The following is a 23,204-nucleotide window of genomic DNA, read 5'->3' on the forward strand; positions in this document are numbered from 1 at the left end:
ACATGAAACAGCTTATTCTTAAAATGATTTTCCGGTTATAGGAAATCTTTAATTCGAATAAGAGTTGCTTTTCGAGTTTCAGGGGATTAAAATGAAGTAAGTATTCAAAGAAGGAGGAGAAACATCAATGTTTTTGTCTGATTGTCTGCAACTCAAATTGGCTTGAGATAGGTGAAGTATATCTTCTTCACGAAAGACTTTAGGCCAATTGACTGTGTGACAATGGACTGGAGATGTTTCTGTTTCTAACGGGTGGAAGGTAACTCAAAGAGCGAAGCGTCCTGCTTCGCTCTTTTTGCATGGATTTAGAAAATCTTATATCTGTTCCCCGATCCGTTTGACCTAATAAAAAGGGGAGTGAGCATTTATGTTGCTAATCGAAGCAAATGACGTATTTTTCTCATATGGAGATAAGCAAATTTATCAAGATATGAACTTCAGACTTATGGAAGGTGAACATATTGCGCTTGTTGGTCATAATGGTGCTGGGAAGTCAACGTTCCTAAAGCTTTTGCTAGGCCAACTTCTTCCAGACAGTGGATCAATCAAAAAGCGACACAATTTAAATATCGGTGTGATCGAGCAGCATTTACATTTTGAAAAAGAGAAGAGCATTTATGAAGTCTTGCAGGATGCATTCGGCGATTTGTTCGATGCGGAACGAAAGATGAATGCATTAGCAATGAAAATGCAAGAGCAAGACGCAGATCCGGAATGGATCAACCAGTATGGAGAACTTCAGGAACAACTTATTGCCAATGATTTTTACACGATTGATGCGCGAATAAAGGAGATGGCAGATGGTTTAGGGCTGTCGGCAATCGGCTTAGAAAAGAAAATAGACCAATTGAGCGGTGGTCAGTTGACTAAATTGTGTTTGGCCAAACTGCTATTGGAGAATCCGGATATATTGCTATTGGATGAACCAACGAACTACCTAGATGTTGGGCATATTCGTTGGTTGACAAACTATCTGAACACGTATTCTCATGCGTTTATTGTGATTTCTCACGATACGGAATTCTTGGACCAAATTGCGCAATTTGTCTATCATTTGGAAAATCAGCGTCTCATTCGCTATGTGGGCAACTATCAAATGTTTGTAAAGCAACATGAAGCTCGACTGGAGCAACAGGAAATTGCCTTTCGCCAGCAGCAGCGCGAGATTAAGAAGCTGGAGACCTATATACAAAAGAATAAGGTTCGTGCTTCAACTGCAAAGCAAGCCAAAAGTAGAGAGAAGCAATTGGACAAAATTGATCGATTGGATCCTCCGGCGCAGCAGCGAAAACCGCTCTTCCAATTCACGGTTGCAGCTCAGCCGGTTCGTGTCGTTTTCTCTGCGGATAACCTTTATGTCGGCTATGATTGTCCGTTGTTCCCGCCCATTAATTTAACCATCGAGCGAGGCGAGAAAGTTGCGCTCATTGGCCATAACGGTATTGGAAAAACGACGTTGATTCGAACCTTGCTCGGTGAACGAAAACCCTTGTCCGGCAGCGTTGTATCTGGTGATCGTGTTCTGCCTGGTTATTTTTCTCAGCTATCGGCACCGCTTCATTTGACACCAATTGAATGGTTGAAGGACCAGTTCCCAGATCTTTCAGAACAAGTGCTTCGCCAGCATTTAGCGCAATGCGGCGTCTATGCAGAGCACATGCGTCAACCTATGGACACACTAAGTGGAGGCGAAGAGACAAAAGTGAGAATCGGGCGCTTAATGCTGCAAAAGAGCAATGTACTTATATTTGACGAACCGACCAATCACTTGGATGTTGACGCCAAAGCAGCGCTGAGTAAAGCGCTCAATGATTATGAAGGTACGGTTGTGGTTGTCAGCCATGAACCAAGTTTTTATGAACAATGGATTACAAAAACCTTGAATGTTGAAGCATGGGCTAAAAGCAGTAAGAGATAAGATCATATCTCGTTAAAGAATAGAACGGGCAAGTGACTGATGGCAAAAGCCGATTCGGCAGCGGCCGACGGGACATATAGTACTAGAGAATATCCAATGAATTGAGGCGATAATGAATGTCAAAATCATCCGCTTATTCTCAATGCTGCCGCATGCTTAATCAACCCGTTGAAATTCGTTGTTATGATGGATCCATCCATCGGGGAATTCTCACACATGTTGACCGAACGAATGCTTATCTGCAAATGCCGGACGCGAATTTCACTTCAAATCCAGGATTGTTTCTCTGGGGAGGATATGGCTGGGGTTTCCCGGTCGCACTTGCATCCATTGCAGCAATACTGGCTCTCGGTTTTCTCTGGTGAGGGTAAAGCGATCTGTAAAAAGTTTCTCCAAGAGAGAAGCTTTTTTTTGCAGGAAAAGAAAGGATATAAAAATTGCCATGTATTCAAACCAATAGGCCAATGTCTAGACCGAGAATCAAAGCGGAGGCTCGCGGTGCGCCCGCGGCAAGCGAGCAATCGGAGCGTTCACAATAGGAGAGCAACCGCTCCTCTATGCCCGTGTTCCTGTTCACTGAATTTGCAAGGTTATGCTTTTTAATCGAAAAATGTTATGCTGAAGCTTAGAATAAGTTGATTTGCTGAAAAAGAGGTGATTCTCAGTGAACAAAACAGAAGCCATGGATTTATTGAAAAATAAGGGCTATAAACATACGGATAAACGTGAAGATATCCTTGATCTATTTGAACAGAAAGGCGGATACCTCTCGGCAAAAGAAGTTCAGCTTGCTTTGAAGGATCGTTATCCAGGTATCAGTTTTGATACCGTCTATCGTAATCTGTCGCTCTTTCGTGAAATAATGATCCTTGAAGAAACAGAGCTGGATGGTGAAAAGATCTATCAGTTTCATTGTACGGAACACCACCATCATCACCTGATTTGCTTGAACTGTGGAAAAACGCGAACGGTCGATGTCTGTCCGATGCAGGATTTATCGCAAATCGATCCTGAATTCCAAGTGACCGGTCATAAATTCGAAATCTATGGTTATTGCAAGGAATGTCAAAAGAAAATGGCGAGAAACAAAGTTATGAGTCGACCTTAAGACCAAGCGCGTGATTGACTGTAAATACTTGTTCAATGGTTTGTTGCAATCGAGAAGGGCAGTTCACGGCAATGATTACAAAAGCTGTCGTTTGTTCCTTGAACGTTCGTGTATAACAAAAATTGATCAGTAAACCGAATAAAAAACCGATCAAGCTGGACACAATTCCCCAGAAAATTGGTCCCAAAATAATCCTAAACCCGATACTGGCTCCGGTGACCCCAAAAATGGTTGCAAAAATAAAGCCAAGATCTACTTGATTCGTACGGCCGTCGGGTTTAGGAGAATGCTGAATGCGTATAGACTTCGGCGGGTCAAGAAAAAAACAATGGATGGACTCTCTTGTTAAGCCTTCTCGCTGAAGCGCTTGAAGCGAGAGCTCAACGTACAAACCCGAACGGAATATACCTATTACTGTCGCCATTCGTGTGGGCCCTCCCTTTGAAATAAAAAGTTTGCGTCGGACTCCCATTCATTTTTTAAGTAAGTACGCTGTTCCTTTTCAAAAAGTTGATTAATTTCAATAGCTTTGGAATAGGCATCATAAGCAGATCCAAAAATGATAGAGGGTAAGAAGAGCAGCCACTCAGGATCAAGCACTTTCATTGAATCGATGGAATGTCCGTTGATAAGCAATTGCAAGCTGTCTAACTCGTGACAGTTAACATAAATGATAACCGACCATATAAATAACACTAGTGCAGGAATGATGCGGCGTAGATAAAACTGACCGGCACCCGGAAACACTGCAGACCAGGCGGCACCAACCCAAGGCATTTTTTTATCCAAATAGTTTATTCCGAACGTATGGATGGTAAGCATAGGTACATGAACAGCGCTTTTTTGCACCAAGGCTTCTTGTTCATTTATATTTATTGCAGAATGATAACTGTCCCAAATACTAAAAAAATAGAAGGGAATATAAATAAGCGCCCATTGTGCGTTTAAATCGAGTTTGGCTTTGTCAAATTCACCGATAAACGTATCAACCATTGCCAAATTTAAATTGGCGTGATAATTGATAATAATCTCAAATAAAAAAAGGATAAAGCCTTTCAGATGCAAATCAAGCAGCATATGTCCCAAACCAGGCAACGCAGCGGACCACCATGCGATGACAATAGGTTGTTTGTGAAAGATTACGGTTTGTCCCCAAAAGTTTAATTTTGCGTTAACTTGTCTTCTCTTCATCGTTAAGCTCCAATCGTTCTTACAGGCATGCCTCGATGGAGTTAGTGTTCCACCGGGTGGGTGATTCATACAGACAGAGCAGCGTCTTGCAACCACTTGCAGATATTGGAAACAACTATTCTTGAATTTTTTAAATATTGACAAAGTATCTTTTGACGAATATACTTGAGTTGTTCCTTAAGCTTTCTTAATTGAAGAATCCGAAAGTAACCGCTTGTCGGCCACTTCAATTAGCTGAATCCTATTGAGGAAGGATTTTTTTATGACATACCCTGGAGATACGATTTATTTGATCGGGGATGCAAAATCATCCCAGAAGAACCCGATTACTTTTCAGTACAGTCAATTCTTTATCGGACTCGTTGTTGATCCGACTAATGGAAGAATTATTGATGCGGATTGTTCAGCGACCATTAAACTGACGTCACGATTTGTACGCTCCTTGCTCGTTGGTCGTTTCATGGACGATCCGAATGTGCTCAATGAGATTCAGAAACGCTATTTTGGTTCATCGCAAAAAGCGCTACTCGTTGCTTTTGGTGATGCGCTTAAGAAGTTTAAACAGTATCAAAGCGACGTTGCTTTGTCTAAATAAGCCTAGACAAAATCCAGTTCACCAATTTGTGGGACTGGATTTTGTCTTTTATCTCTATGTTTTGAAAGGGGTGCACACATGATCATTCCGAGTCGTTTATTTGAAGGAGATACAATTGGTGTAATCAGTCCAGCCGGATCACCAAATAGGGAACGTTTGACCATAGGAATTGAATGGCTTAAGCAACTCGGATTTCATGTACGTCTAGGTGCCGGAAGCACGAAAAAATATGGCTATCTGGCGGGTTCTGATGATGAGCGGCTTGACGATTTTCACACGATGTTTGCAGATGATTCGGTTCGGGCAATTATCTGTTCCCGAGGGGGATATGGTTGCGCGCGTTTTGCCGAGCGTATCGACTATGAATTGGTGCGCAGCCATCCAAAGGTGTTTTGGGGATACAGCGATATTACTTACCTACATACAGCCATTCGACAAAAGACAGGTTTAGTTACATTTCATGGTCCAATGCTCGCTTCTGACTTAGGCGACCCTGATGCGCCTTTGCTTTCAAAACAGTTATTTTCCCAGCTTTTTCAGCCCATGTCGCTTCGCTACGATGAGCATTTGTCTCCACTGGAGTGTATCAGTTCAGGCAGCAGTGAAGGAAAACTGGTCGGCGGAAACTTGTCGCTGCTCGTTAGTTCACTAGGAACCCCTTTTGAAATTGATACTAAGGGCAATTTATTGCTCATCGAGGATATTGGCGAAGCGCCTTATCGGGTAGACAGTATGCTGAATCAGCTCCGTTTGTCCGGAAAATTAAACCAGGCGACCGGTTTCGTTATCGGCGATTTTCATCAAAAAAATTCAGATGATCCGGACAGCCTGACCTACCAGGAGGTTTTTCAAACCTACTTAGGCGGATTAGGAAAACCGGCTGTCAGTGGTTTTTTAATCGGTCACTGCGCGCCGAATTTTTCCGTACCGCTCGGTGTTGATGCGCTTCTCGATGCGGACAGAAAGCAATTGTGGATTCAGCCTGGTGTTATGTAAGAACGAACGGAAACGGTTGGAAGTGTCAGGTGAAAGGATGAAGACGTTGAAAATCATTGATATACAGACGAAGAAATTGTCAATCCCGCTTATTAAACCTTTTAAAACAGCACTGCGTACAGTGAGTACAGCAGAAAGCATTATCGTAATGGTTTTCTGTGACGATGGGACTGTGGGATTTGGCGAAGCACCGCCGACACATGTGATCAGCGGCGATAGTTTGGCAAGTATCGATTATGCAGTAAAGCGTGTGATAGGTCCGCTTATTATCGGCATGTCGATTGAACAAAAAGAAAGAATCAACCGCGTGATTAACCGAGCGATGATGCACAACACCAGTGCCAAAGCAGCGCTCGATATTGCCGTCTACGATTGTCTCGCTAAAAGAGCGGGCCTTCCACTTTACCAGTTATTAGGCGGCGACAGCAACCGGCTCGAAACGGATTTTACAGTCAGTGTGAACCCTGTTGATGAGATGGTACAGGATGCCCGAGGTTATGTAGAAAAAGGGTTTAAAACACTAAAAATCAAAGTTGGTAACGGGACAATTGAAGAGGATCTTGAACGTGTCAAAGCTTTGCGACAAGCGGTCGGTGACCAAATAAAATTAAGACTCGATGCGAATCAAGCTTGGAATGCAAAAGAAGCGGTAGCCGCCATTCACCGCATGGAAAATATGGGCTTAGCCATTGAATTGGTGGAACAGCCCGTACCCGCCGCTGATTTTGAAGGAATGAAGTTCGTTACGGAGCATGTGGATACATTGATCATGGCTGACGAAAGTATCTTCAGTCCCGCCGATTGTGCACGCTTATTGGCGATGCACGGCTGCGACATTGTTAATATTAAGTTAATGAAGGCAAGCGGCATCAGCGGAGCAGAGAAAATTAACACACTTGCCGAAGCTTATGGAGTCGAATGTATGATCGGCTGCATGGTGGAATCCAATGTTGCGATTTCTGCAGCATGCCATTTTGCAGCTGCAAAGGCAAACGTTACGCGCTGCGATTTGGATACCCCGCTTATGTTCGCTGAAAATCCAGTTGCCGGTGGCGCTGAATATAAGCAAAATTGTATTTCGCTTCCGGATCATCCCGGACTCGGAATCAGCAGTGTTAAAACCAATTGACGGAGGAAGTTGCATGAAAAAGCGAAGAACAGCGGTTCCGGTCGCAACCATTTGGTCTGCTCCTGAATCCATCCGATCGATTGATCAAGCAGCATTCCGGGAACATCCTGATATGACGGAATGGTTGGATCAAATGAGTCGCGATGAGACGATTGCGCTTTGCCGTGAAAAGAGAATTCAGACTCAAGTCCTATTTGGTGAAGAGATCATCATTGACTCAGTGAAGGGGGCATGGGCGAAAGTGTGTCTCCCAAGTCAAGCCACATTTAAGGATCCACGTGGATACCCTGGCTGGATGCCGCTCAATCAGTCTGTGAGTTCGGAGATAACAGAAAATAAAAAGAAGATTATGGTTCAAAGCAAGTACGCATCTTTTTATACTCTGACACAAAGAAAACGGTTTGATTTGAGTTTTTCTGTTTGTTTGCCGCTAATCGAAGACGCGCAGTCTTTTGTTAAAGTGGATAGCCCGATTGGACCTGGGCTGTTAAAGAAGCAGGATGTGCTCATGCCGGATCAGCAACATCGGCAAAGCGGGGAAGAGATCGTCAATAATGCTGTTCGTTTTCTGGAACTTCCCTATCTATGGGCAGGAATGAGTGCTTATGGATTTGATTGCTCGGGCTTCAGCTATACACTTTTGCGTGCGGGCGGTTACCTTATTCCGCGTGATGCCGATGATCAAGCCCTTTGCGGAACCGCTATACCGATTGAAGCCGCCTTGCCCGGGGACCTGCTTTTTTTTGCCTATGAGAATGGCAAGGGTGCTGTTCATCACGTGGGCATCTATTATGGCAACGGAAGAATGATCCATTCGCCAACACCTGGCACAATCGTCAGCATTACGGAATTAAAAGGAACGAAATATGAACGGGAATTATGTGCCGTTCGCAGATATTGGACTGGGTAAATCAAGTTTGCATCCATAAGCACTGAAAGGGGACATGCCATTGGTTGTATTGAACGATCAATTACATAAGGATCTAATGAAAATTGTGCGCCCGTACGATGATCAAATTTCAATTGCCGCCAAGGGTTCCGATGGATTTTCGTTTACTTATCAAGCCGAAGTACCGATGTTGTCCGCAAGTCTGATCAAATTGCCGATCTTGCTCTATGCATTTAAAAAAAGTGAACAAAATAAGCGGCTGCTTGACCAGTTGGTTCGCTTTGATGACCAGCAGATTGTCGGCGGTTCCGGTGTCCTTCAAGTGCTCTCATCAAGGGAATGGAAAGTGAGCGACCTTTTGGCGCTAATGATCAATGTATCCGATAATACGGCGACGAATTTAATGATCGACTTTTTGGGGCTGAGTAATCTGAAGAAATGGGTGAAGGATCAAGGATTTCTTGAAACCAAGATTGAACGCAAATTGATGGATGAGGCCGCCCAAAAAGAAGGGCGGACGAATTGGATCAGTGCGCGCGATGCAAATAAAATGATTCAGCAACTATTTATTGGAAGCGGTGCTCTGCCAAAAGAAGCACAATCATGGCTGTTAAAACAACAATTCAGATATAAATTGCCCGGGTTATTCGATGAGAAAGATCAACCGGTTGCCGTCTATAATAAGACGGGCGAGATGGAAGCAATTGATCATGATGCCGGTTTTTTTGTTTATAAACAGCATTCAATGGCGGTTACGGTCATGACAAGCGGCTTGGAAAACCGCCAAGAAGCTTTATCTGCCATACAAATTATCGGCTTGCGTGTGCAGAACTACCTGATCAATGTCGCGCAGGCTCAAGCTGGGTCGCTTGAATGAACCCTATTGCTTTTATTGACAAACTTTGGAAGTCACTATAAAATAATATTAATTGTGTGAATGGACTAATGATCAGCCTCTCTGAAAAATGAGGGGCTCTTTGTACAGTTTAGGCATTCAGGGTATGATAGAATCGTGAAGAATTGAAATTCGGAGGTAGTAAATGCAATGGAGTCAATGAACTTTATCCGTGTTGCGTCCGCATGTCCGGTGACACGAGTCGCAGATATTCCTGTTAATATAGAAAACATAAAAAAATGTATTGCTGAAGCGCTAGATCAGCAAGCAAAACTTGTCGTTTTTCCAGAATTATGTGTTACTGCTTATACCTGTTCCGATTTGTTTTTGCAGAAACAGCTGCTTGATGAGTCAGAACGCGGGATTGAAGCGCTGCTCACCTACAGCAAGGGCAAGGACATACTGATTGCTGTTGGTGCACCGCTTAATACGCAAACATCTGTCTATAACTGCGCGTATCTTCTGTTCGACGGAAGGGTACTGGGGATTGTGCCGAAAAGCTACATACCCAATTATGAAGAGTTTTACGAACAACGCTGGTTCACCTCAGGTAAAGACATTCGAAATCGGACAATTAATTTGCCGTTTCAAAAAGAGATCCCATTTGGCGTTGATTTGTGCTTTGAAAGCGGTGCGGTTCAATTTGGATTCGAGATTTGCGAAGATTTGTGGAGCGTTGTCCCTCCGAGCAGTTTTCTCAGCTTACAAGGTGCTCAGATTATTGGCAACCTGTCTGCTTCAAATGAAGTGGTCAGTAAGTCGGATTATCGCCAGTCGCTTGTATCGGCACAAAGTGCAAAGTGCATGGCATCCTATGTATATGCCGGAGCCGGTACCGGCGAATCGACCACTGATGTTGTATTCGGCGGTGAGTTGCTGATTGCTGAAAACGGAAATATGCTGCAAAAAAACAAACGGTTTCAAAGAGACAATCAGGTTGTCAGCTCGTTGATCGACCTTGACCGGCTGAACTTGCAGCGCATCAAAAACATCAGCTTCCGTGAAGCGGCAACGACCTTACCTTGGACTGCCAGAACCGTGTCCTTTTCATTTAAGAATAACAATTTTGGTATTTTTGATCGTTTTATTGACAAGCATCCATTTGTTCCCGAAGATGCAAAACAACGCGAGCAGCGATGCAGCGAAATTTTTAATATACAAGCAACGGCGCTTGCAAAACGAATGCAGCATACAGGCCTAAGAAAAGCGGTCATTGGTATTTCCGGGGGGCTTGATTCGACGCTTGCATTGCTCGTGATCACGAAAACATTTGCATTGCTTGGCTATTCACGAAAAGACATCATTACTATCACATTACCCGGATTCGGAACAACAGACCGTACCTATCAAAATGCGATTTCACTTTGTAAAAAACTTGAAACGGATTTTCGCGAAGTTAATATCGTGGCCGCGTGTTTGCAACATTTCAAAGATATTGGACATGATCCGGATGTTCATGATGTGACCTATGAGAATGTACAAGCGCGAGAACGGACACAGATTCTAATGGACATTGCCAACAAGGAAGGGGGCCTTGTGATCGGGACCGGCGACTTGTCGGAAATGGCACTGGGATGGAGCACCTATAATGGCGATCACATGTCCATGTATGCAGTCAATTGCTCTGTTCCGAAGACGTTGGTTCGCTATCTTGTCAACTATGTTGCTGAAGAAGAGACGGGAGCTGAGATCCGCTCTATACTGCTTGATGTACTCGACACACCAGTAACGCCAGAATTGCTTCCGAAAGATGTTAGAGGAAAAATTGCGCAGAAAACGGAAGATATTGTTGGACCTTACGAGCTTCATGATTTCTTCCTCTATTATTTTGTACGCGCTGCTTATCCGCCTGTTAAAATTTTTTATCTCGCTAAGAAGGCATTTGCCGATTGCTATGATGAAGAGACGATTCGTAAATGGCTGCAGATTTTCATTCGCCGCTTCTTCGCGATGCAGTTTAAACGTTCCGCCATTCCTGACGGACCTAAAGTGGGCACGGTCAGTCTGTCTCCGCGCGGCGACTGGCGGATGCCTTCGGATGCCAGCCGCTCGATCTGGATGACGGAAATCTAATTTAATAGGAAGGCGAGGCGTGCACATGATAAAACGCTTTTTCTCGTATTACAAACCATACAAGAAATTATTTTTTCTTGATTTTTCCTGTGCCATTTTGCTTGCACTGCTGGAGCTGGTCTTCCCGGTGGCGGTTAATCAAATGATTGATCGGCTGCTGCCCGGACGTGATTGGTCGATTATCGTGCTCGCATCAGCAGGATTGCTCGTTTTTTATGTTCTAAATACCATTTTGCATTATATTGTAACGTATTGGGGCCATATGCTTGGAATCAGTATTGAAACCGATATCCGCCAAGAACTGTTTGAACATATACAGCGTCAGTCCTTTCATTTCTTTGATAATCATAAAACCGGACACATGATGTCACGGCTGACCACCGATCTATTTGATATTGGTGAAACCGCCCATCATGGTCCGGAGGATCTTTTCATTGCATTCATGTCGCTAATCGGTTCCTTCACGTTGATGCTTTCGATCAATTGGAAACTGGCCTGGATTACCTTTCTGCTCGTCCCGATCCTTGGTGTTTTTATTACTCTGTTTAATGTGAAAATGACGCATGCAACCGATAAAATTTATCAAGATATCGCTGTTTTCAATGCCAACGTTGAAAATGCGGTTGGCGGTATCCGAGTTGTTCAAGCCTTTTCAAACGAAAACCATGAAAAAAAGCTTTTTAAAGAAAACAACAAATTGTACCGAAAGGCAAAGTTGTTCTCGTACAAAATTATGGCGACAAGTGTGACGACGAACTATTTCTTTATGCGCTTGATCACTCTGTTTACTTTAGTCAGCGGTTCCTGGTTTGTGCTCCATGGCGAATTAAGCAGCGGACAGTTTGTCGCATTCTTACTCTTGGCGAATATTTTTGTTCAACCCATTGAAAAGTTTAATGCAATTATTGAGCTTTATCCTAAAGGGATCGCTGGGTTTAAACGATTCTTGGCATTAAAAGATCAGGCTCCGGAGATTGTTGACAAACCGAATGCGGTTACTGTAGCAACCATTCAAGGCCGGATTGATTACCAGGATGTCAGCTTTGGTTACGAAGGGAAAAAACAGGTGCTAAACCATATCAATTTACAGATAAAGCCAGGAGAGACCGTTGCTTTTGTCGGACCAACCGGAGCGGGAAAAACGACGTTGTGCAGTTTGCTGCCACGCTTTTATGAGGTTAATGAAGGTCGGATCTTAATTGATGGGATCGATATCCGTGACTTCAAACTTTCTTCATTGCGTCATCATATTGGCTTGGTGCAGCAAGATGTTTTTCTCTTCTCAGGGACACTTCGCGAGAATGTTGCTTATGGAAAACTGGATGCGAGCGACGAAGACATTTGGCATGTCATACGTCTCGCTCGACTTGAAGAAACCGTCGCAAACATGCCGGATGGATTGGATACAGTAGTCGGCGAACGTGGTGTCAAGCTGTCCGGGGGACAGAAACAGCGTTTATCCATTGCACGAATGTTCTTGAAAGATCCGTCGATTCTCATTCTGGATGAAGCAACATCGGCACTTGACACAGAGACTGAGGCGGCAATCCAACAAGCACTTGAGGAATTATCGCAAGGGCGTACAACGCTGATCATCGCCCATCGTCTAGCCACGATAAAGCATGCAGATCGAATTGTCGTTGTGACCGAAAATGGAATTAGCGAGCAGGGGACTCATGAACAACTGATCAAGAGTGGCGGCGTCTATAGCCGGCTCTATGAGTCACAATTTGCATTGACAAGGTAGTTACCGGCAAGTAAGTGCCAAATGCATATTAAATAGAAGAATAAGGATCGTCTGTGTACCGGTAAATGGATTGCCGGTACATTTTTTTGTTTAATCATTCATTGATGAATCATTCATTGATGAATAAGATGTCCCAATGGCCATCTTATTGTTGAAGAGGGCATTGGCTGGAAAAAAGAACCTCGACGTTCGAGAACAATAAGAGGGGTTGGTTGAAAAAATACGCTTCTCCACAATTATAACATAAAAAAGATTATGTAAACTAAACGTAAGAACATATTTCCGTGAGGATGAATCCGGGTTTCTCGTGCGATAAAAAAATTCATGCCGCAATTCATTTACAGAAAAAAAGCACCCTGCTTCATTACGAGCAGGGTGTTGATATGAATATGAAGAGCCGCTGTTTCCTAGTTAATTAAATGACATCATTCTTACTTGGACGATCACACCTTAGCTGCCTGCAGCAGATCTTTCGCACACTTGTACTCAAATCCATGTGCATCAGCGACCGCTTTGAAGGTGACGTAGCCGTCCAACGTGTTCAAACCTTTTAGTAAGGCTTCATCTTCAAGACACGCTTGGATATAACCTTTGCTCGCGATTTTTGCTGCATAAGGAATCGTTACGTTCGTCAGAGCTAAGGTTGATGTATTCGGCACGGCGCCCGGCATATTGGCAACCGCGTAATGAATGACACCGTGTTTTACATAGGTCGGATCATCATGGGTTGTACTGTGATCCGATGTCTCAACAACACCGCCTTGGTCGATTGCAACATCGACAATTACCGAGTTTTCTTTCATCGTTGCAACCATTTCTTCTGTCACTAGTTTCGGTGCTTTCGCGCCCGGAATCAGAACACATCCGACAACAAGATCCGCTTCTTTAACCGCTTCTGCAATGTTGTATGGATTTGACATCAAGGTATTCAACGAATTGCCGAAGATGTCGTCAAGTTCACGCAAACGGTCTGCACTGATATCAAGGATGGTCACATCGGCACCGAGACCCACTGCGATTTTCGCAGCGTTTGTCCCGACAATACCGCCGCCAATTACTGCCACTTTACCGCGAGAGACACCTGGGACGCCGCCAAGAAGAATTCCTTTTCCTGCTTCGTCACTGAACTTTTCAAGATATTGTGCACCAATCTGAACTGCCATTCTTCCGGCCACTTCACTCATCGGCTGAAGTAACGGGAGTACTCGGTCTGCACGCTGAACCGTTTCATAAGCGATTGAAACGACTTTGCTTGAGACGAGTGCCTTAGTCAGCTCAGCGCCAACAGCTGGGGCAAGATGCAGGTAGGTGAACAGAATCAGTCCTTCATGGAAGAAGTGGTATTCTTCCGGTTCCGGTTCCTTAACCTTAATCACCATATCGGCAGACCATGCTTTTTCAGCCGAGGTAATCACTGCACCCGCTTCTTCATACTGTTGATCGGAAAATCCTGCACCTGCGCCTGCATTTGTTTCTACATAGACATTATTGCCTTCTTGCACCAAGTGATAGGTTCCTGCAGGGGTGATCGCCACACGACGTTCGTTGTTCTTCAATTCTTTTGGAATACCGATAATCATTGATTAGAGCCCTCCCAGTTATTTTTTGATAGAATCATTGAATAACAGATACGTCGATTTCTTGCTTTTCGTCTGCTTGAATCGATTCAGTATGTGTTATCCTTTAATTAGAATCTTACAAACAATGAAACAGTTTTTCATCGTACGTTTTGTCTACAGTTTTGGCAATTTACTTGACATTTGATGTACGTGTTAGATAATATGACAGCACGCAGCCGCTTATAGGCACTTTTAGGAGGTATTCATACATGGATGAAATACCGTTTTGTGTTCGTGATGTACTTAACCGTCCACTTTTTCAACGTGCCATTGTACTTGCCGGTGCACAAGGGATTTATCGTGAGGTACGCTGGGTACATATTCTAGAAATCATTCATGCGGCTCCTTATGTCAGCAAACATGACCTAATTCTGACAACCGGACTTTGGTTGAAGCGATCCGCAAAATCGGGGATCGAGTACATGCGACAGATCATTGAGCACCAAACTGCAGGATTATGCATTGAATTCGGTACGACCGTGGATGAAATACCTGATCAAATTATTGATCTGTGCGATTCGTATGATTTTCCGTTGATTCTGTTCCGCCAGCCGGTTCGTTTTGAAGAAATCACCCAAGACATTCATGCACACATCATTAACCAACATTTCGGACTGCTGAAAAAAATAGAGCAATTCTCTCAGCAGCAGCAGCAGCTCATCTTGCAGAGTACAGATATCCCAGCCATTCTGCGTTTGCTGCAAAGCTATTCCGAACATCAGATTTTGTATTTGTCCCGCTTAGAAGCCAACACATATTTTCCGCCTTTGCCCGAGGAGACGCGTGAAGAGATCAATACATTTTGTGATCAACAGATGAAGCACTTTGATCAGATCCAGGAAACGGAACTGTGGAAAATGGATGAGCATCGCTACGTTCTCATTCAGCCGGTCGTTTGTTTCGGTCAGGTGTTTTCCTATGTCGGCATGCTTTTGCACCAAGCACATCCTACGGAATATATGAAATTATTAGTGGACTATACATCTAAGGCTGTCGCGACGGTTTTGCTTCGCACACAGTTTCTTGAAGAGAAAATTCTCAGCAATCAGAATGAGTTGATTCAGGATATTCTCAATCGCAGCATTGACAGTGAGGAACAGGCGCAAATGCGTATGGGACTGCCGTCGCCAAATGGTGAAAAGTATATTTTTGTTGGCGGAATCATTGAATTTGAACATAATGTTATTGAAGCGGGGCCCGAGCGCATGGAATCGCGTAATCAAGATATTTTAGTACTGATTCGTTCGCTTTTAAAACGGGATCGAATGCATCATGTATTGATGATGAAAAACAATCAAATCTATTTACTGTGTGCCAAAGCACGAATTGGAAAAGATTCGGAATCGAGTCTGTACCAGAAAATCCAGGGATTAATCGACGGTTTGAATAAATACATCAATCAAGCATGGCCTCATTTCCATTTTCATATTGGCTTTGGCAAATCTAGAACAATGCTTCTTGATGCATGGATCAGTTTTAAAGAAGCGTTTCAAGTGATCGAACTTTCACAAACGGTTCCGGCAATGAAACAGAATCATTACTATGCGAGTATCGGCGTGTATCAACTGCTCCATGCGGTACCCTATCCGATCCTCAGCGATTTCGTTCAGGATCAGCTGGGTGATCTGATTGCTTATGAAAACAAACATCATCTCCATCTTATTGACACGTTAGCAATGTATTTCAAATGTATGGGTTCAAAAGGGGAGACGGCCAAGCGCCTGTTCATTCATCGACAAACCTTATACAATCGATTGGAGAAAATCAGTGATATTCTTGGCGAAGATTATTTTCAACCGCAGCGGCGACATTGTTTGGAAATGGCTATGCTTGGCTATCCGCTCATCGAATCCTATAGTACGGATCAATAAATGAAAAATGGGCTGTGTGCATCACGGCAAGCGCGGACCCGCACATACGGTAGTCAAGCATGTAAAACACCCGAGCGTTAACGCGAAGGAAGGGGTCAGGAATCGCGCTCTTCGATTTGCTCAAGCGTTTCTAAATAGGAACCTAACGTATCCTTAACAGCTTTTTGAGAAAAAAGGGCGTTATTTCACAATGTACCGAGATCAATTCGCTTCGTAAGTTGTCAACGAGATCCTTTTATTCTTTTAAGGAATGTTGCCATCGAATCGCGCGTAAATACAATTCCATAAATGTTTCGTCCGTTAATTTGATTTTACTGATCAATTCACTGAACGCTTGCCAATCGTGGCAATACTTTATCGATGCAGACGGCTGATTTTTGCCGCTGTCATGAGCAGTACTGAGAAAAAGCAATATTCAATACCAACAGCAGCAGCAGACATCAACGAAAAGGCAATCGAAAATGAGTTGATATGTCCGGTAATTTGTGTGATAAAATGTGCCGGGTAAAAGAGATCCCAAGAGTTAAGCCTCAAGAAGCGTCCAATATAGACGGCAGCACCGCTTGAGATAAAGATCATGAGCAACGCGAATTCAGCAATTGGCGAAATGAGTCGTTTTAGAAAACGGTGATGAATGATCCAAAGCGACAGCATACCGGAAAAGAGACCGATAAAAACCGCAGCGCCAATTTGAAACAGTCCCAACCATGACCAAAAATTGGTCGTATAGAGGTTTGGCGTTTCGTTTGTGTAAAAAGTAATGTGCTGTAAATGAATAAAATCAGTGATCAAATAGGGTGCATTCGGGAAAAAAATCAGCCAGAGAACGCCGAGCAATCCGGTCCGAAAGGTGTCGCGCCGCTGGTCTTCAAGACACATAAAGAAAACAAGAAGCAAAGGGAGATTGGCCAAAAATACGTTCCAAAGAACGACAAGATGGACGCTGCGTTTTGTGATTATAAATAAAAGCAGGCTGATGAGAATATAGAGTGCAGTGCAGTATACGATTGGATGTGGCGCGTGCCTTCTTCTGTAGAACATAGCCTCTTAATCCTTTCCATGATCACCGTCTCATGGATTATATTAATTAAGGACAAGATTTAGGATTAAGCAGTCACCGAAAACCTGCAAATTGACAGATCTAAATGAGAAGAGTTATCTTTAAAAAGACATAATATGTTCACATTGTAAACGATAACAGGTGATTTATTTGATTGGAAATGTTACATCTTTATCAGAAACAGTCCATGCAGCGATTGATCATGCACGTCGATCGCATCAGTCTTGTGTGGTTAGTAAAATAGAAGAACTGAATCGGATTCTACCGCTTGATTTCTATCAACGTACGGGAAGATCATATAGCGGTCAGCGTTGTTACTGGAGCGACTCATCGGGAGAATTGCAGCTGGTTGGCGCCGGGATCACCGCCATGATCGCGACCCAAAGTGAAGATGCCGCTGTGCAGGTTAGACAAGCACAAGCGCGCCTTTTTCGTAACGCCTATACGGTGGGGGCGCAGCATGTTGCGGGTACAGGAGCGGTTTTTTTAGGCGGATTTGCTTTTGATTCAAAGAAGGAACGCTCAGCGATGTGGCAGGAATTCGGCTCTGCTTATTTTATCCTTCCAGAGTTTTTGTTGACCGTTCACCGCGGTCACTGCTATTTCACACACACCATTTTGTGCAGACCGAATGATGACGCTGCTGAACGGGTGGGCGCTTTGGAGGCTCAGCCTAATGAACTATTTGATAATGGGTTCCATGCAGCGACGGACACGCACGATCAGCAGCTTCTGGATCAGAAGGATCTCGATCAAGATACATGGTGTCGGTTGGTTGCTAAGGCGGTGCAAACGATGCAAGAGACACCGATGAAAAAAATAGTATTGGCACGCGCACGAAGCTTAATCTTTCAAAGGCAGCTTTCTAGTCATGCATTGTTGCGTGTCTTGAGCGAGGAGCAGAAGGGAACCTGTATTTTTTGCCTGGAAAAGGGTTCGGCAGCATTTATCGGGGCAACGCCGGAACGACTGATCAAAAAAAACGGGCGTTCGATTGAATCGGCTTGTCTGGCCGGCTCAGCTGCACGTGGAAAAACGCAACACGAGGACGATCTGCTGGGTAAGTGGCTGTTAAATGACGGCAAAAATTTTAAGGAGCATCAGTATGTGGTTGAATCGGTACGTGCCGCTTTAAATACGTTGTGTACAAGCTTGTCCATCCCCAAGCAACCGGTCCTAATGAAAAACAAGAATATCCAACATTTGTATACACCGGTTAAAGGACGATGCAAATCAGCAACATCGTTGATTGATCTGGTCGCTCGACTGCATCCAACTCCAGCCCTTGGCGGATTGCCAAAAAAAGATGCTATGGCTTGGATTCGTACGCATGAAGCAATGGACCGCGGTTTTTACGCTTCTCCGATCGGTTGGGTTGATGCTGGCGATCACGGTGAATTTGATGTCGGTATACGTGCTGCGCTGCTTCGCGGCAATGAAGCTGTATTGTTTGCCGGATGCGGCGTTCTGACCGATTCAGATCCAATTCAGGAATATCAAGAAACGGACGTTAAGTTTCAACCGATGCAGCATGCATTGATTAGGGGGACACTATGAATCATCAAGACTTGCTCACAAATTATTTGTCATCATTCATTCAGACTCTTTATGAACACAAGGTGCGTCACGTTGTCATCAGCCCAGGTTCACGTTCAACACCGCTTTCCATGCTTTTTGAAGCGCATCCGGATTTTACTACTCATTTGGATATCGATGAGCGTTCCGCTGCATTTTTGGCACTTGGTCTTGCTAAGGCCTCCGGTAAACCTACTGCCTTAGTCTGCACCTCCGGAACTGCAGCCGCAAATTATTATCCGGCAATTATTGAAGCTTCTTTGGCCCGTGTACCGTTAGTTGTAATCACTGCGGATCGTCCCTATGAATTGCAGCAAGTTGCTGCGCCTCAAACGATAGATCAAACGGACATGTACGGCAGACATGTTAAGCAATTCTTTCAGCTTGAGTTTTCGGAACATGATTTAAGTCTGCTCCATTACAACCAAGCCATGGCCAGTCGTGCTGTTGCATGTGCAATTCGCACGCCACAAGGACCGGTACATATTAATGTTCCGCTTCGCGAACCGCTTGTCCCTAATCTATTGCTTCATCAAGTCAATAATAATGCGCATGGCGTCACGGCCGCACCATCGGTTACTCAAGGCAAGCTGTCTCTAACTGTAAACCAGCTTCAAGAACTTGCCGCCCGGATTAACGCTGCCCAGCGCGGGATCATTATTTGCGGCGCGTTGGCAGGGGAGGGGCGTTCGAGTATCCTTGCATTAGCCCGTCACTCTGGCTTTCCCATTCTCGCGGATCCGTTATCACAGCTTCGCCGCGGTACGCATGAGCAAAAATTAGTCATTGAGAATTATGATTTGTTTTTGCGCTGTCACGAAATTGTTTCATGCTTGAAGCCGGATTTAATCATCCGTTTTGGCGCACCGCCAGTAAGTAAAAGCGTTAAACAGTGGATGGAAGAGCAGGAATGTGCCAATCTGGTTATTGATGCAGGAGCGGACTGGAGAGATCCTGCCTGCAAAGCAACACATATGGTTTATTGTGATGAGCAGTACTTTTGTGAGCACATGCTGTCTCAAATCAATCAAAATGTAAATGCTGCCTGGGCAGCGTCGTGGCAGAAGATTAACGCGTTGACTCGATCAACCTTGCAATCGATTCGTGATGATTCCATGCTTAGTGAAGAAAAGCTGTTTTTGAAACTGTGCGAACAGTTACCGGAACAAGCCGATCTCGTTGTCGGAAATAGCATGCCGATTCGCGAACTTGATACTTTTATGTTCACTAGTTCAAAAGCGGCTCATGTGTTTGCGAATCGAGGAGCGAACGGGATCGACGGGGTCGTGTCAACGGCAGTCGGTGTCGCTTTGTCAAAAGGGAGAGCGATTCTTGCACTTGGCGATCTTAGCTTTTTCCATAGTATGAATGGATTACTCGCGGCAAAACAGAACCAGGCCAACCTAACCATTGTATTGGTTAATAATGACGGCGGCGGCATTTTCTCATTTTTACCGCAAGCATCCGAAGAAACTTATTTTGAATCACTGTTCGGAACGCCCCACGGTCTCGACTTTTCTCATGCAGCAATGCTTTATGGTGCTCGCTATACAAAGGTCGTTGATTGGCCGATGTTTGACGCAGCATTTAGTAAAGCGATAAAAGAAGAGGGAATAACAATCATCGAGGTGCCGACAAAGCGTCGCGATAATGTGCGGAAACACCAAGAACTGCGGTCACGCCTAGTTAAACGCTTTAAGGAGGTAAATTCCGTTGAAGATTAAATTGCGCGGCGTTGACTATCATTATGAACAAACCGGCTTCGGAACACCGGTACTTTTGCTTCATGGGTTTACAGGAAGTTCAACGACATGGCGTTTTCTTGAAAAAGAGGCAGCAGAGCAAAAGATCCGGCTGATCGCCGTCGATATTATCGGGCATGGGTTGACCGAATGCCCTGAACGTCCAAACAGATACGCGATCACCGAAGCAGCAAAAGATCTTGCGGCGCTGCTTGACGTTCTGAAGCTTGATGCGATACATCTCGTCGGCTATTCAATGGGTGGAAGGCTTGCGCTTAGTTTTTCATGTATGTTTGCAGAACGTGTCCGAACATTGACCCTTGAGAGCGCCTCGCCAGGTTTGAAAACGGAGACGGAGCGACAGAGAAGACGTGATCGAGATGCTCATCTTGCAGCGCGGATCAGAAATTATGGCCTTTTGTCTTTTGTTAACGATTGGGAAAACATTCCGTTGTTCGCCTCGCAAAAAGATTTGCCTAAGACCGTGCGATCATCGTTACGCGATCAGAGATTGGCCAATAGCGAACATGGACTGGCCGGCAGTTTAATTGGTATGGGAACCGGAGCTCAGCCGTCTTGGTGGACTCAGTTGGCAACATTGCATGTACCGACTCTTTTGATCACCGGAGCCCGTGATCGCAAATTTTGTACCATTGCTTCTGAAATGGAGCAGGCATTGCCGCTTGCAGAATGGTGCGTGGTCCCGAATGCCGGACATGCGGTTCATTTAGAGAAACCGGAACCGTTTAAAAGCGCATTGGTTTCGTTTATTCACCGATTTTCTGCATCGGCCGAGGAGGGAAGAGCATGAAGCTTCGTTCGGTAACGATGCGCCTCATCGCTTCGCCGCTGAAGATGCCCTTCACCACGCATTTGCAACAGGTGTCGACGCGTGAAGCATTGATTTTGGAGGTCATGGACACTGACGGCCGGATCGGCTACGGCGAAGCCGATCCTTTTTCATCCCCCTGGTATTCTGAAGAAACGATTCAAACCTGCCGCTACGTGTTGCGAGAGTTCCTAATCCCAATTCTGCTCCATGTTCCGATAAAACATCCAGAAGAATTAGAGCAAATATGGTCTGGAGTGCGCGGCAACCGGATGGCTAAATCAGGGCTCGGCCAAGCGGTTTGGGATCTCTATGCAAAACAAACGAATACTTATCTTGGGGAACTATTTGGCGGGGGCAAAGCAGAGGTAGACGCTGGCGCAGTCATTACCGCAGCCACACCGGAACAGGCGGTCCGTCAAATCGAGCAGTTGCTGAAAAAAGGCTATAAGCGTTATAAAATAAAGATATCACGGAAAAATGACCGACCGTTGTTAGAAGGAATCCGTGCAGCATTTCCTGATCTTCCCATCATGGCTGATGCAAATTCAGCCTACACAATCCGGGATAAAGACCATCTTCGCGAACTGGATCGCTACCGACTAATGATGATCGAACAACCCCTAGCCTATAATGATCTCTCGGAACACGCAGTACTGCAAAAAAAACTGGCAACACCGATCTGTCTAGATGAGAGCATTAGCTCCTACGCTGCGGCTGCAAGCGCCGTTATGCTCCAAAGCGCAAAAGTTGTTGCTTTAAAAATGGGCCGCGTTGGCGGATGGGCTCAGGCTGCGCGTATTCATAAGCTTTGCCTCCAACATTCGATTCCGCTTTGGTGCGGCGGAATGATTGAGTTTGGCATTGCAAAAGCGCATAATCTGGCACTTGCAACACTCCCCGGTTTTACATTACCCGGCGATTTTTATGGCTCGGATCACTACTGGAAGTGCGATCTTATTTCGCCAACAATTACAGTCGATCATGGCGTCATTTCCGTTCCAAAGGATCGTCCCGGCATAGGCTTTTCAATTGATCGTGATGCATTAGCGCATTTGTCACGTGACGTTCAGTCCTTTGTTAATCGTTGACTTATTTGGCAGCCGACTTCAAAACACTTTGACAAATGTTTCTGTTTGATAGGATACTAGTCTTAGTTAGATGTTTTGCAAACTTGAACTTGGAGGCATGATTTCATGCGACTGCACAATGTACTTTTTGATTTTGACGGAACGCTGGCAAATACACTTCCGCTTACCGTCCATGCAATGAAAAAAGTTTTCAAAAGATTTGACAGCAGAACTGTAACGACAGACGAAGTCATTGCGATGTTTGGCCCGCCGGAAGAAAAGATGATTTCGATGAATCTCACCAACCAGGCAGACGTTGCCGAAGCCGTTGAATTCTACTTCGTTATCTACGAGAAGCAACATGACGCTTATGTGGAAAAGAATCCGGAAATTTTCAAACTGTTGCATCTGTTGCGGGAACGCAACATCAAAATTGGTTTAATTACAGGAAAAGCAAGAAGGTCTTATCTCATTTCCGAGAAGAAACTCGGTTTTGGCGGTAAGTTCGACAGCATTATTACCGGAGACGACGTCGCTGTTCCCAAGCCGGACCCTGAAGGCATCAACCGGACGCTCAAAAAATTTGACGCGCAGCCGGAAGAATCCATCTATATTGGCGATGCGAACGGTGATACATTGGCCGGTAAAGCCGCAGGCATTCATACCGCTGCCGTACAATGGCTGGAAATGGCACAGTCTAGTGAATTTCCGGCGAAACCAGACTTCTATTGGACAAAAGTCGAGCAATTTATCGCTATGCTGAAAGAAGTTGAGTGACAGGATCTGGGCACCGGAAGTAAAATGCGTAAAATCTGCTTTGTCCAGTCATCGACCGCTTCCATGAGACTATGTACGGGTTTAACAAATCGAACACGATCCAGTGAGTATCGTTCCGCA

At 44.7% G+C, this 23,204-nt stretch carries 20 protein-coding genes; 16 read left to right on the forward strand and 4 right to left on the reverse strand.

Annotation, left to right across the window (positions count from 1 at the left end; all coding sequences use genetic code 11):
• Positions 1–367: 367 nt before the first annotated feature.
• From SIN01_RS01850 to SIN01_RS01860, 3 genes are all read left to right on the forward strand, one after another.
• Entirely contained in the window at positions 368–1,918 is a 1,551-nt protein-coding gene (locus tag SIN01_RS01850) for an ABC-F family ATP-binding cassette domain-containing protein (protein ID WP_010024110.1), read from the forward strand.
• Positions 1,919–2,034: 116 nt separating this feature from the next.
• A complete protein-coding gene (locus tag SIN01_RS01855; protein ID WP_010024111.1) occupies positions 2,035–2,283 on the forward strand; it encodes a hypothetical protein in 249 nt (82 codons plus the stop codon).
• Positions 2,284–2,582: 299 nt separating this feature from the next.
• A complete protein-coding gene (locus SIN01_RS01860) occupies positions 2,583–3,026 on the forward strand; it encodes a Fur family transcriptional regulator (protein ID WP_010024117.1) in 444 nt (147 codons plus the stop codon).
• On the opposite strand, the gene SIN01_RS01865 is transcribed toward SIN01_RS01860, so the two are convergent.
• Positions 3,010–3,450: a hypothetical protein gene (locus SIN01_RS01865; RefSeq protein WP_010024118.1), complete on the reverse strand. Its 441-nt coding sequence runs from the start codon at positions 3,448–3,450 to the stop codon at positions 3,010–3,012. The two genes, SIN01_RS01860 and SIN01_RS01865, sit on opposite strands and share 17 nt — an antisense overlap.
• The gene (locus SIN01_RS01870; RefSeq protein ID WP_010024119.1) at positions 3,438–4,217 is read right to left on the reverse strand and encodes a hypothetical protein; all 780 of its coding nucleotides are present in this window, start codon (positions 4,215–4,217) and stop codon (positions 3,438–3,440) included. The genes SIN01_RS01865 and SIN01_RS01870 overlap by 13 nt, the downstream gene beginning before the upstream one ends.
• Positions 4,218–4,479: 262 nt before the next feature.
• Between SIN01_RS01870 and SIN01_RS01875 the strand changes: the two genes are divergently transcribed.
• From SIN01_RS01875 to SIN01_RS01905, 7 genes are all read left to right on the forward strand, one after another.
• Positions 4,480–4,812 (forward strand): DUF3870 domain-containing protein, encoded by a 333-nt coding sequence (locus SIN01_RS01875; RefSeq protein WP_010024120.1) that lies wholly within the window; start codon positions 4,480–4,482, stop codon positions 4,810–4,812.
• Positions 4,813–4,890: 78 nt separating this feature from the next.
• Entirely contained in the window at positions 4,891–5,808 is a 918-nt protein-coding gene (locus SIN01_RS01880) for a S66 peptidase family protein (RefSeq protein WP_010024121.1), read from the forward strand.
• 46 nt (positions 5,809–5,854) lie between these two features.
• On the forward strand, positions 5,855–6,937 hold the full coding sequence (locus SIN01_RS01885; RefSeq protein WP_029548119.1) for a mandelate racemase/muconate lactonizing enzyme family protein: 1,083 nt from the start codon (positions 5,855–5,857) through the stop codon (positions 6,935–6,937).
• Between the two features lie 13 nt (positions 6,938–6,950).
• A complete protein-coding gene (locus tag SIN01_RS01890; protein ID WP_010024125.1) occupies positions 6,951–7,847 on the forward strand; it encodes a C40 family peptidase in 897 nt (298 codons plus the stop codon).
• A 34-nt stretch (positions 7,848–7,881) separates the two neighbouring features.
• Positions 7,882–8,703, forward strand: a complete 822-nt coding sequence (locus tag SIN01_RS01895; RefSeq protein WP_010024127.1) for a serine hydrolase — start codon at positions 7,882–7,884, stop codon at positions 8,701–8,703.
• 168 nt (positions 8,704–8,871) lie between these two features.
• Positions 8,872–10,794 carry an NAD(+) synthase gene (locus SIN01_RS01900; protein WP_010024128.1) on the forward strand — a complete coding sequence of 641 codons (1,923 nt, stop codon included), beginning with the start codon at positions 8,872–8,874 and terminating at the stop codon, positions 10,792–10,794.
• A 25-nt stretch (positions 10,795–10,819) separates the two neighbouring features.
• On the forward strand, positions 10,820–12,541 hold the full coding sequence (locus SIN01_RS01905; protein WP_010024129.1) for an ABC transporter ATP-binding protein: 1,722 nt from the start codon (positions 10,820–10,822) through the stop codon (positions 12,539–12,541).
• 443 nt (positions 12,542–12,984) lie between these two features.
• On the opposite strand, the gene ald is transcribed toward SIN01_RS01905, so the two are convergent.
• The gene (gene ald, locus SIN01_RS01910; protein ID WP_010024130.1) at positions 12,985–14,121 is read right to left on the reverse strand and encodes an alanine dehydrogenase; all 1,137 of its coding nucleotides are present in this window, start codon (positions 14,119–14,121) and stop codon (positions 12,985–12,987) included.
• 248 nt (positions 14,122–14,369) lie between these two features.
• Between ald and SIN01_RS01915 the strand changes: the two genes are divergently transcribed.
• On the forward strand, positions 14,370–16,031 hold the full coding sequence (locus SIN01_RS01915; RefSeq protein ID WP_010024132.1) for a PucR family transcriptional regulator: 1,662 nt from the start codon (positions 14,370–14,372) through the stop codon (positions 16,029–16,031).
• A gap of 354 nt (positions 16,032–16,385) precedes the next feature.
• On the opposite strand, the gene SIN01_RS01920 is transcribed toward SIN01_RS01915, so the two are convergent.
• A complete protein-coding gene (locus SIN01_RS01920) occupies positions 16,386–17,072 on the reverse strand; it encodes a DUF1361 domain-containing protein (RefSeq protein WP_010024133.1) in 687 nt (228 codons plus the stop codon).
• Between the two features lie 169 nt (positions 17,073–17,241).
• On the opposite strand from SIN01_RS01920, the gene SIN01_RS01925 reads away from it, so the two are divergent.
• From SIN01_RS01925 to SIN01_RS01945, 5 genes are all read left to right on the forward strand, one after another.
• Entirely contained in the window at positions 17,242–18,648 is a 1,407-nt protein-coding gene (locus SIN01_RS01925; RefSeq protein WP_010024135.1) for an isochorismate synthase, read from the forward strand.
• The gene (menD, locus tag SIN01_RS01930) at positions 18,645–20,390 is read left to right on the forward strand and encodes a 2-succinyl-5-enolpyruvyl-6-hydroxy-3-cyclohexene-1-carboxylic-acid synthase (protein WP_010024136.1); all 1,746 of its coding nucleotides are present in this window, start codon (positions 18,645–18,647) and stop codon (positions 20,388–20,390) included. The genes SIN01_RS01925 and menD overlap by 4 nt, the downstream gene beginning before the upstream one ends.
• Positions 20,380–21,219 (forward strand): 2-succinyl-6-hydroxy-2,4-cyclohexadiene-1-carboxylate synthase, encoded by an 840-nt coding sequence (gene menH / locus SIN01_RS01935; protein WP_010024137.1) that lies wholly within the window; start codon positions 20,380–20,382, stop codon positions 21,217–21,219. Before menD ends, menH begins: the two co-directional genes overlap by 11 nt.
• On the forward strand, positions 21,216–22,328 hold the full coding sequence (menC, locus tag SIN01_RS01940) for an o-succinylbenzoate synthase (protein WP_010024138.1): 1,113 nt from the start codon (positions 21,216–21,218) through the stop codon (positions 22,326–22,328). Before menH ends, menC begins: the two co-directional genes overlap by 4 nt.
• A gap of 105 nt (positions 22,329–22,433) precedes the next feature.
• On the forward strand, positions 22,434–23,084 hold the full coding sequence (locus tag SIN01_RS01945; RefSeq protein ID WP_010024139.1) for an HAD family hydrolase: 651 nt from the start codon (positions 22,434–22,436) through the stop codon (positions 23,082–23,084).
• Positions 23,085–23,204 lie beyond the last annotated feature (120 nt).

This window comes from Sporolactobacillus inulinus (assembly GCF_006539285.1).
Classification (GTDB): Bacteria; Bacillota; Bacilli; order Bacillales; family Sporolactobacillaceae; genus Sporolactobacillus; species Sporolactobacillus inulinus.

Bases quoted from the DNA above. Each gene is read 5' to 3' on its own strand.
- SIN01_RS01915 (WP_010024132.1), top strand. From the start codon at position 14,370: ATGGATGAAATACCGTTTTGTGTTCGTGATGTACTTAACCGTCCACTT.
- SIN01_RS01945 (WP_010024139.1), top strand. From the start codon at position 22,434: ATGCGACTGCACAATGTACTTTTTGATTTTGACGGAACGCTGGCAAAT.
- SIN01_RS01900 (WP_010024128.1), top strand. From the start codon at position 8,872: ATGGAGTCAATGAACTTTATCCGTGTTGCGTCCGCATGTCCGGTGACA.
- SIN01_RS01895 (WP_010024127.1), top strand. From the start codon at position 7,882: ATGCCATTGGTTGTATTGAACGATCAATTACATAAGGATCTAATGAAA.
- SIN01_RS01880 (WP_010024121.1), top strand. From the start codon at position 4,891: ATGATCATTCCGAGTCGTTTATTTGAAGGAGATACAATTGGTGTAATC.
- menD (WP_010024136.1), top strand. From the start codon at position 18,645: ATGAATCATCAAGACTTGCTCACAAATTATTTGTCATCATTCATTCAG.
- ald (WP_010024130.1), bottom strand. From the start codon at position 14,121: ATGATTATCGGTATTCCAAAAGAATTGAAGAACAACGAACGTCGTGTG.
- SIN01_RS01855 (WP_010024111.1), top strand. From the start codon at position 2,035: ATGTCAAAATCATCCGCTTATTCTCAATGCTGCCGCATGCTTAATCAA.
- SIN01_RS01905 (WP_010024129.1), top strand. From the start codon at position 10,820: ATGATAAAACGCTTTTTCTCGTATTACAAACCATACAAGAAATTATTT.
- SIN01_RS01870 (WP_010024119.1), bottom strand. From the start codon at position 4,217: ATGAAGAGAAGACAAGTTAACGCAAAATTAAACTTTTGGGGACAAACC.
- SIN01_RS01875 (WP_010024120.1), top strand. From the start codon at position 4,480: ATGACATACCCTGGAGATACGATTTATTTGATCGGGGATGCAAAATCA.
- SIN01_RS01920 (WP_010024133.1), bottom strand. From the start codon at position 17,072: ATGTTCTACAGAAGAAGGCACGCGCCACATCCAATCGTATACTGCACT.
- menC (WP_010024138.1), top strand. From the start codon at position 21,216: ATGAAGCTTCGTTCGGTAACGATGCGCCTCATCGCTTCGCCGCTGAAG.
- SIN01_RS01865 (WP_010024118.1), bottom strand. From the start codon at position 3,450: ATGGCGACAGTAATAGGTATATTCCGTTCGGGTTTGTACGTTGAGCTC.
- SIN01_RS01890 (WP_010024125.1), top strand. From the start codon at position 6,951: ATGAAAAAGCGAAGAACAGCGGTTCCGGTCGCAACCATTTGGTCTGCT.
- SIN01_RS01850 (WP_010024110.1), top strand. From the start codon at position 368: ATGTTGCTAATCGAAGCAAATGACGTATTTTTCTCATATGGAGATAAG.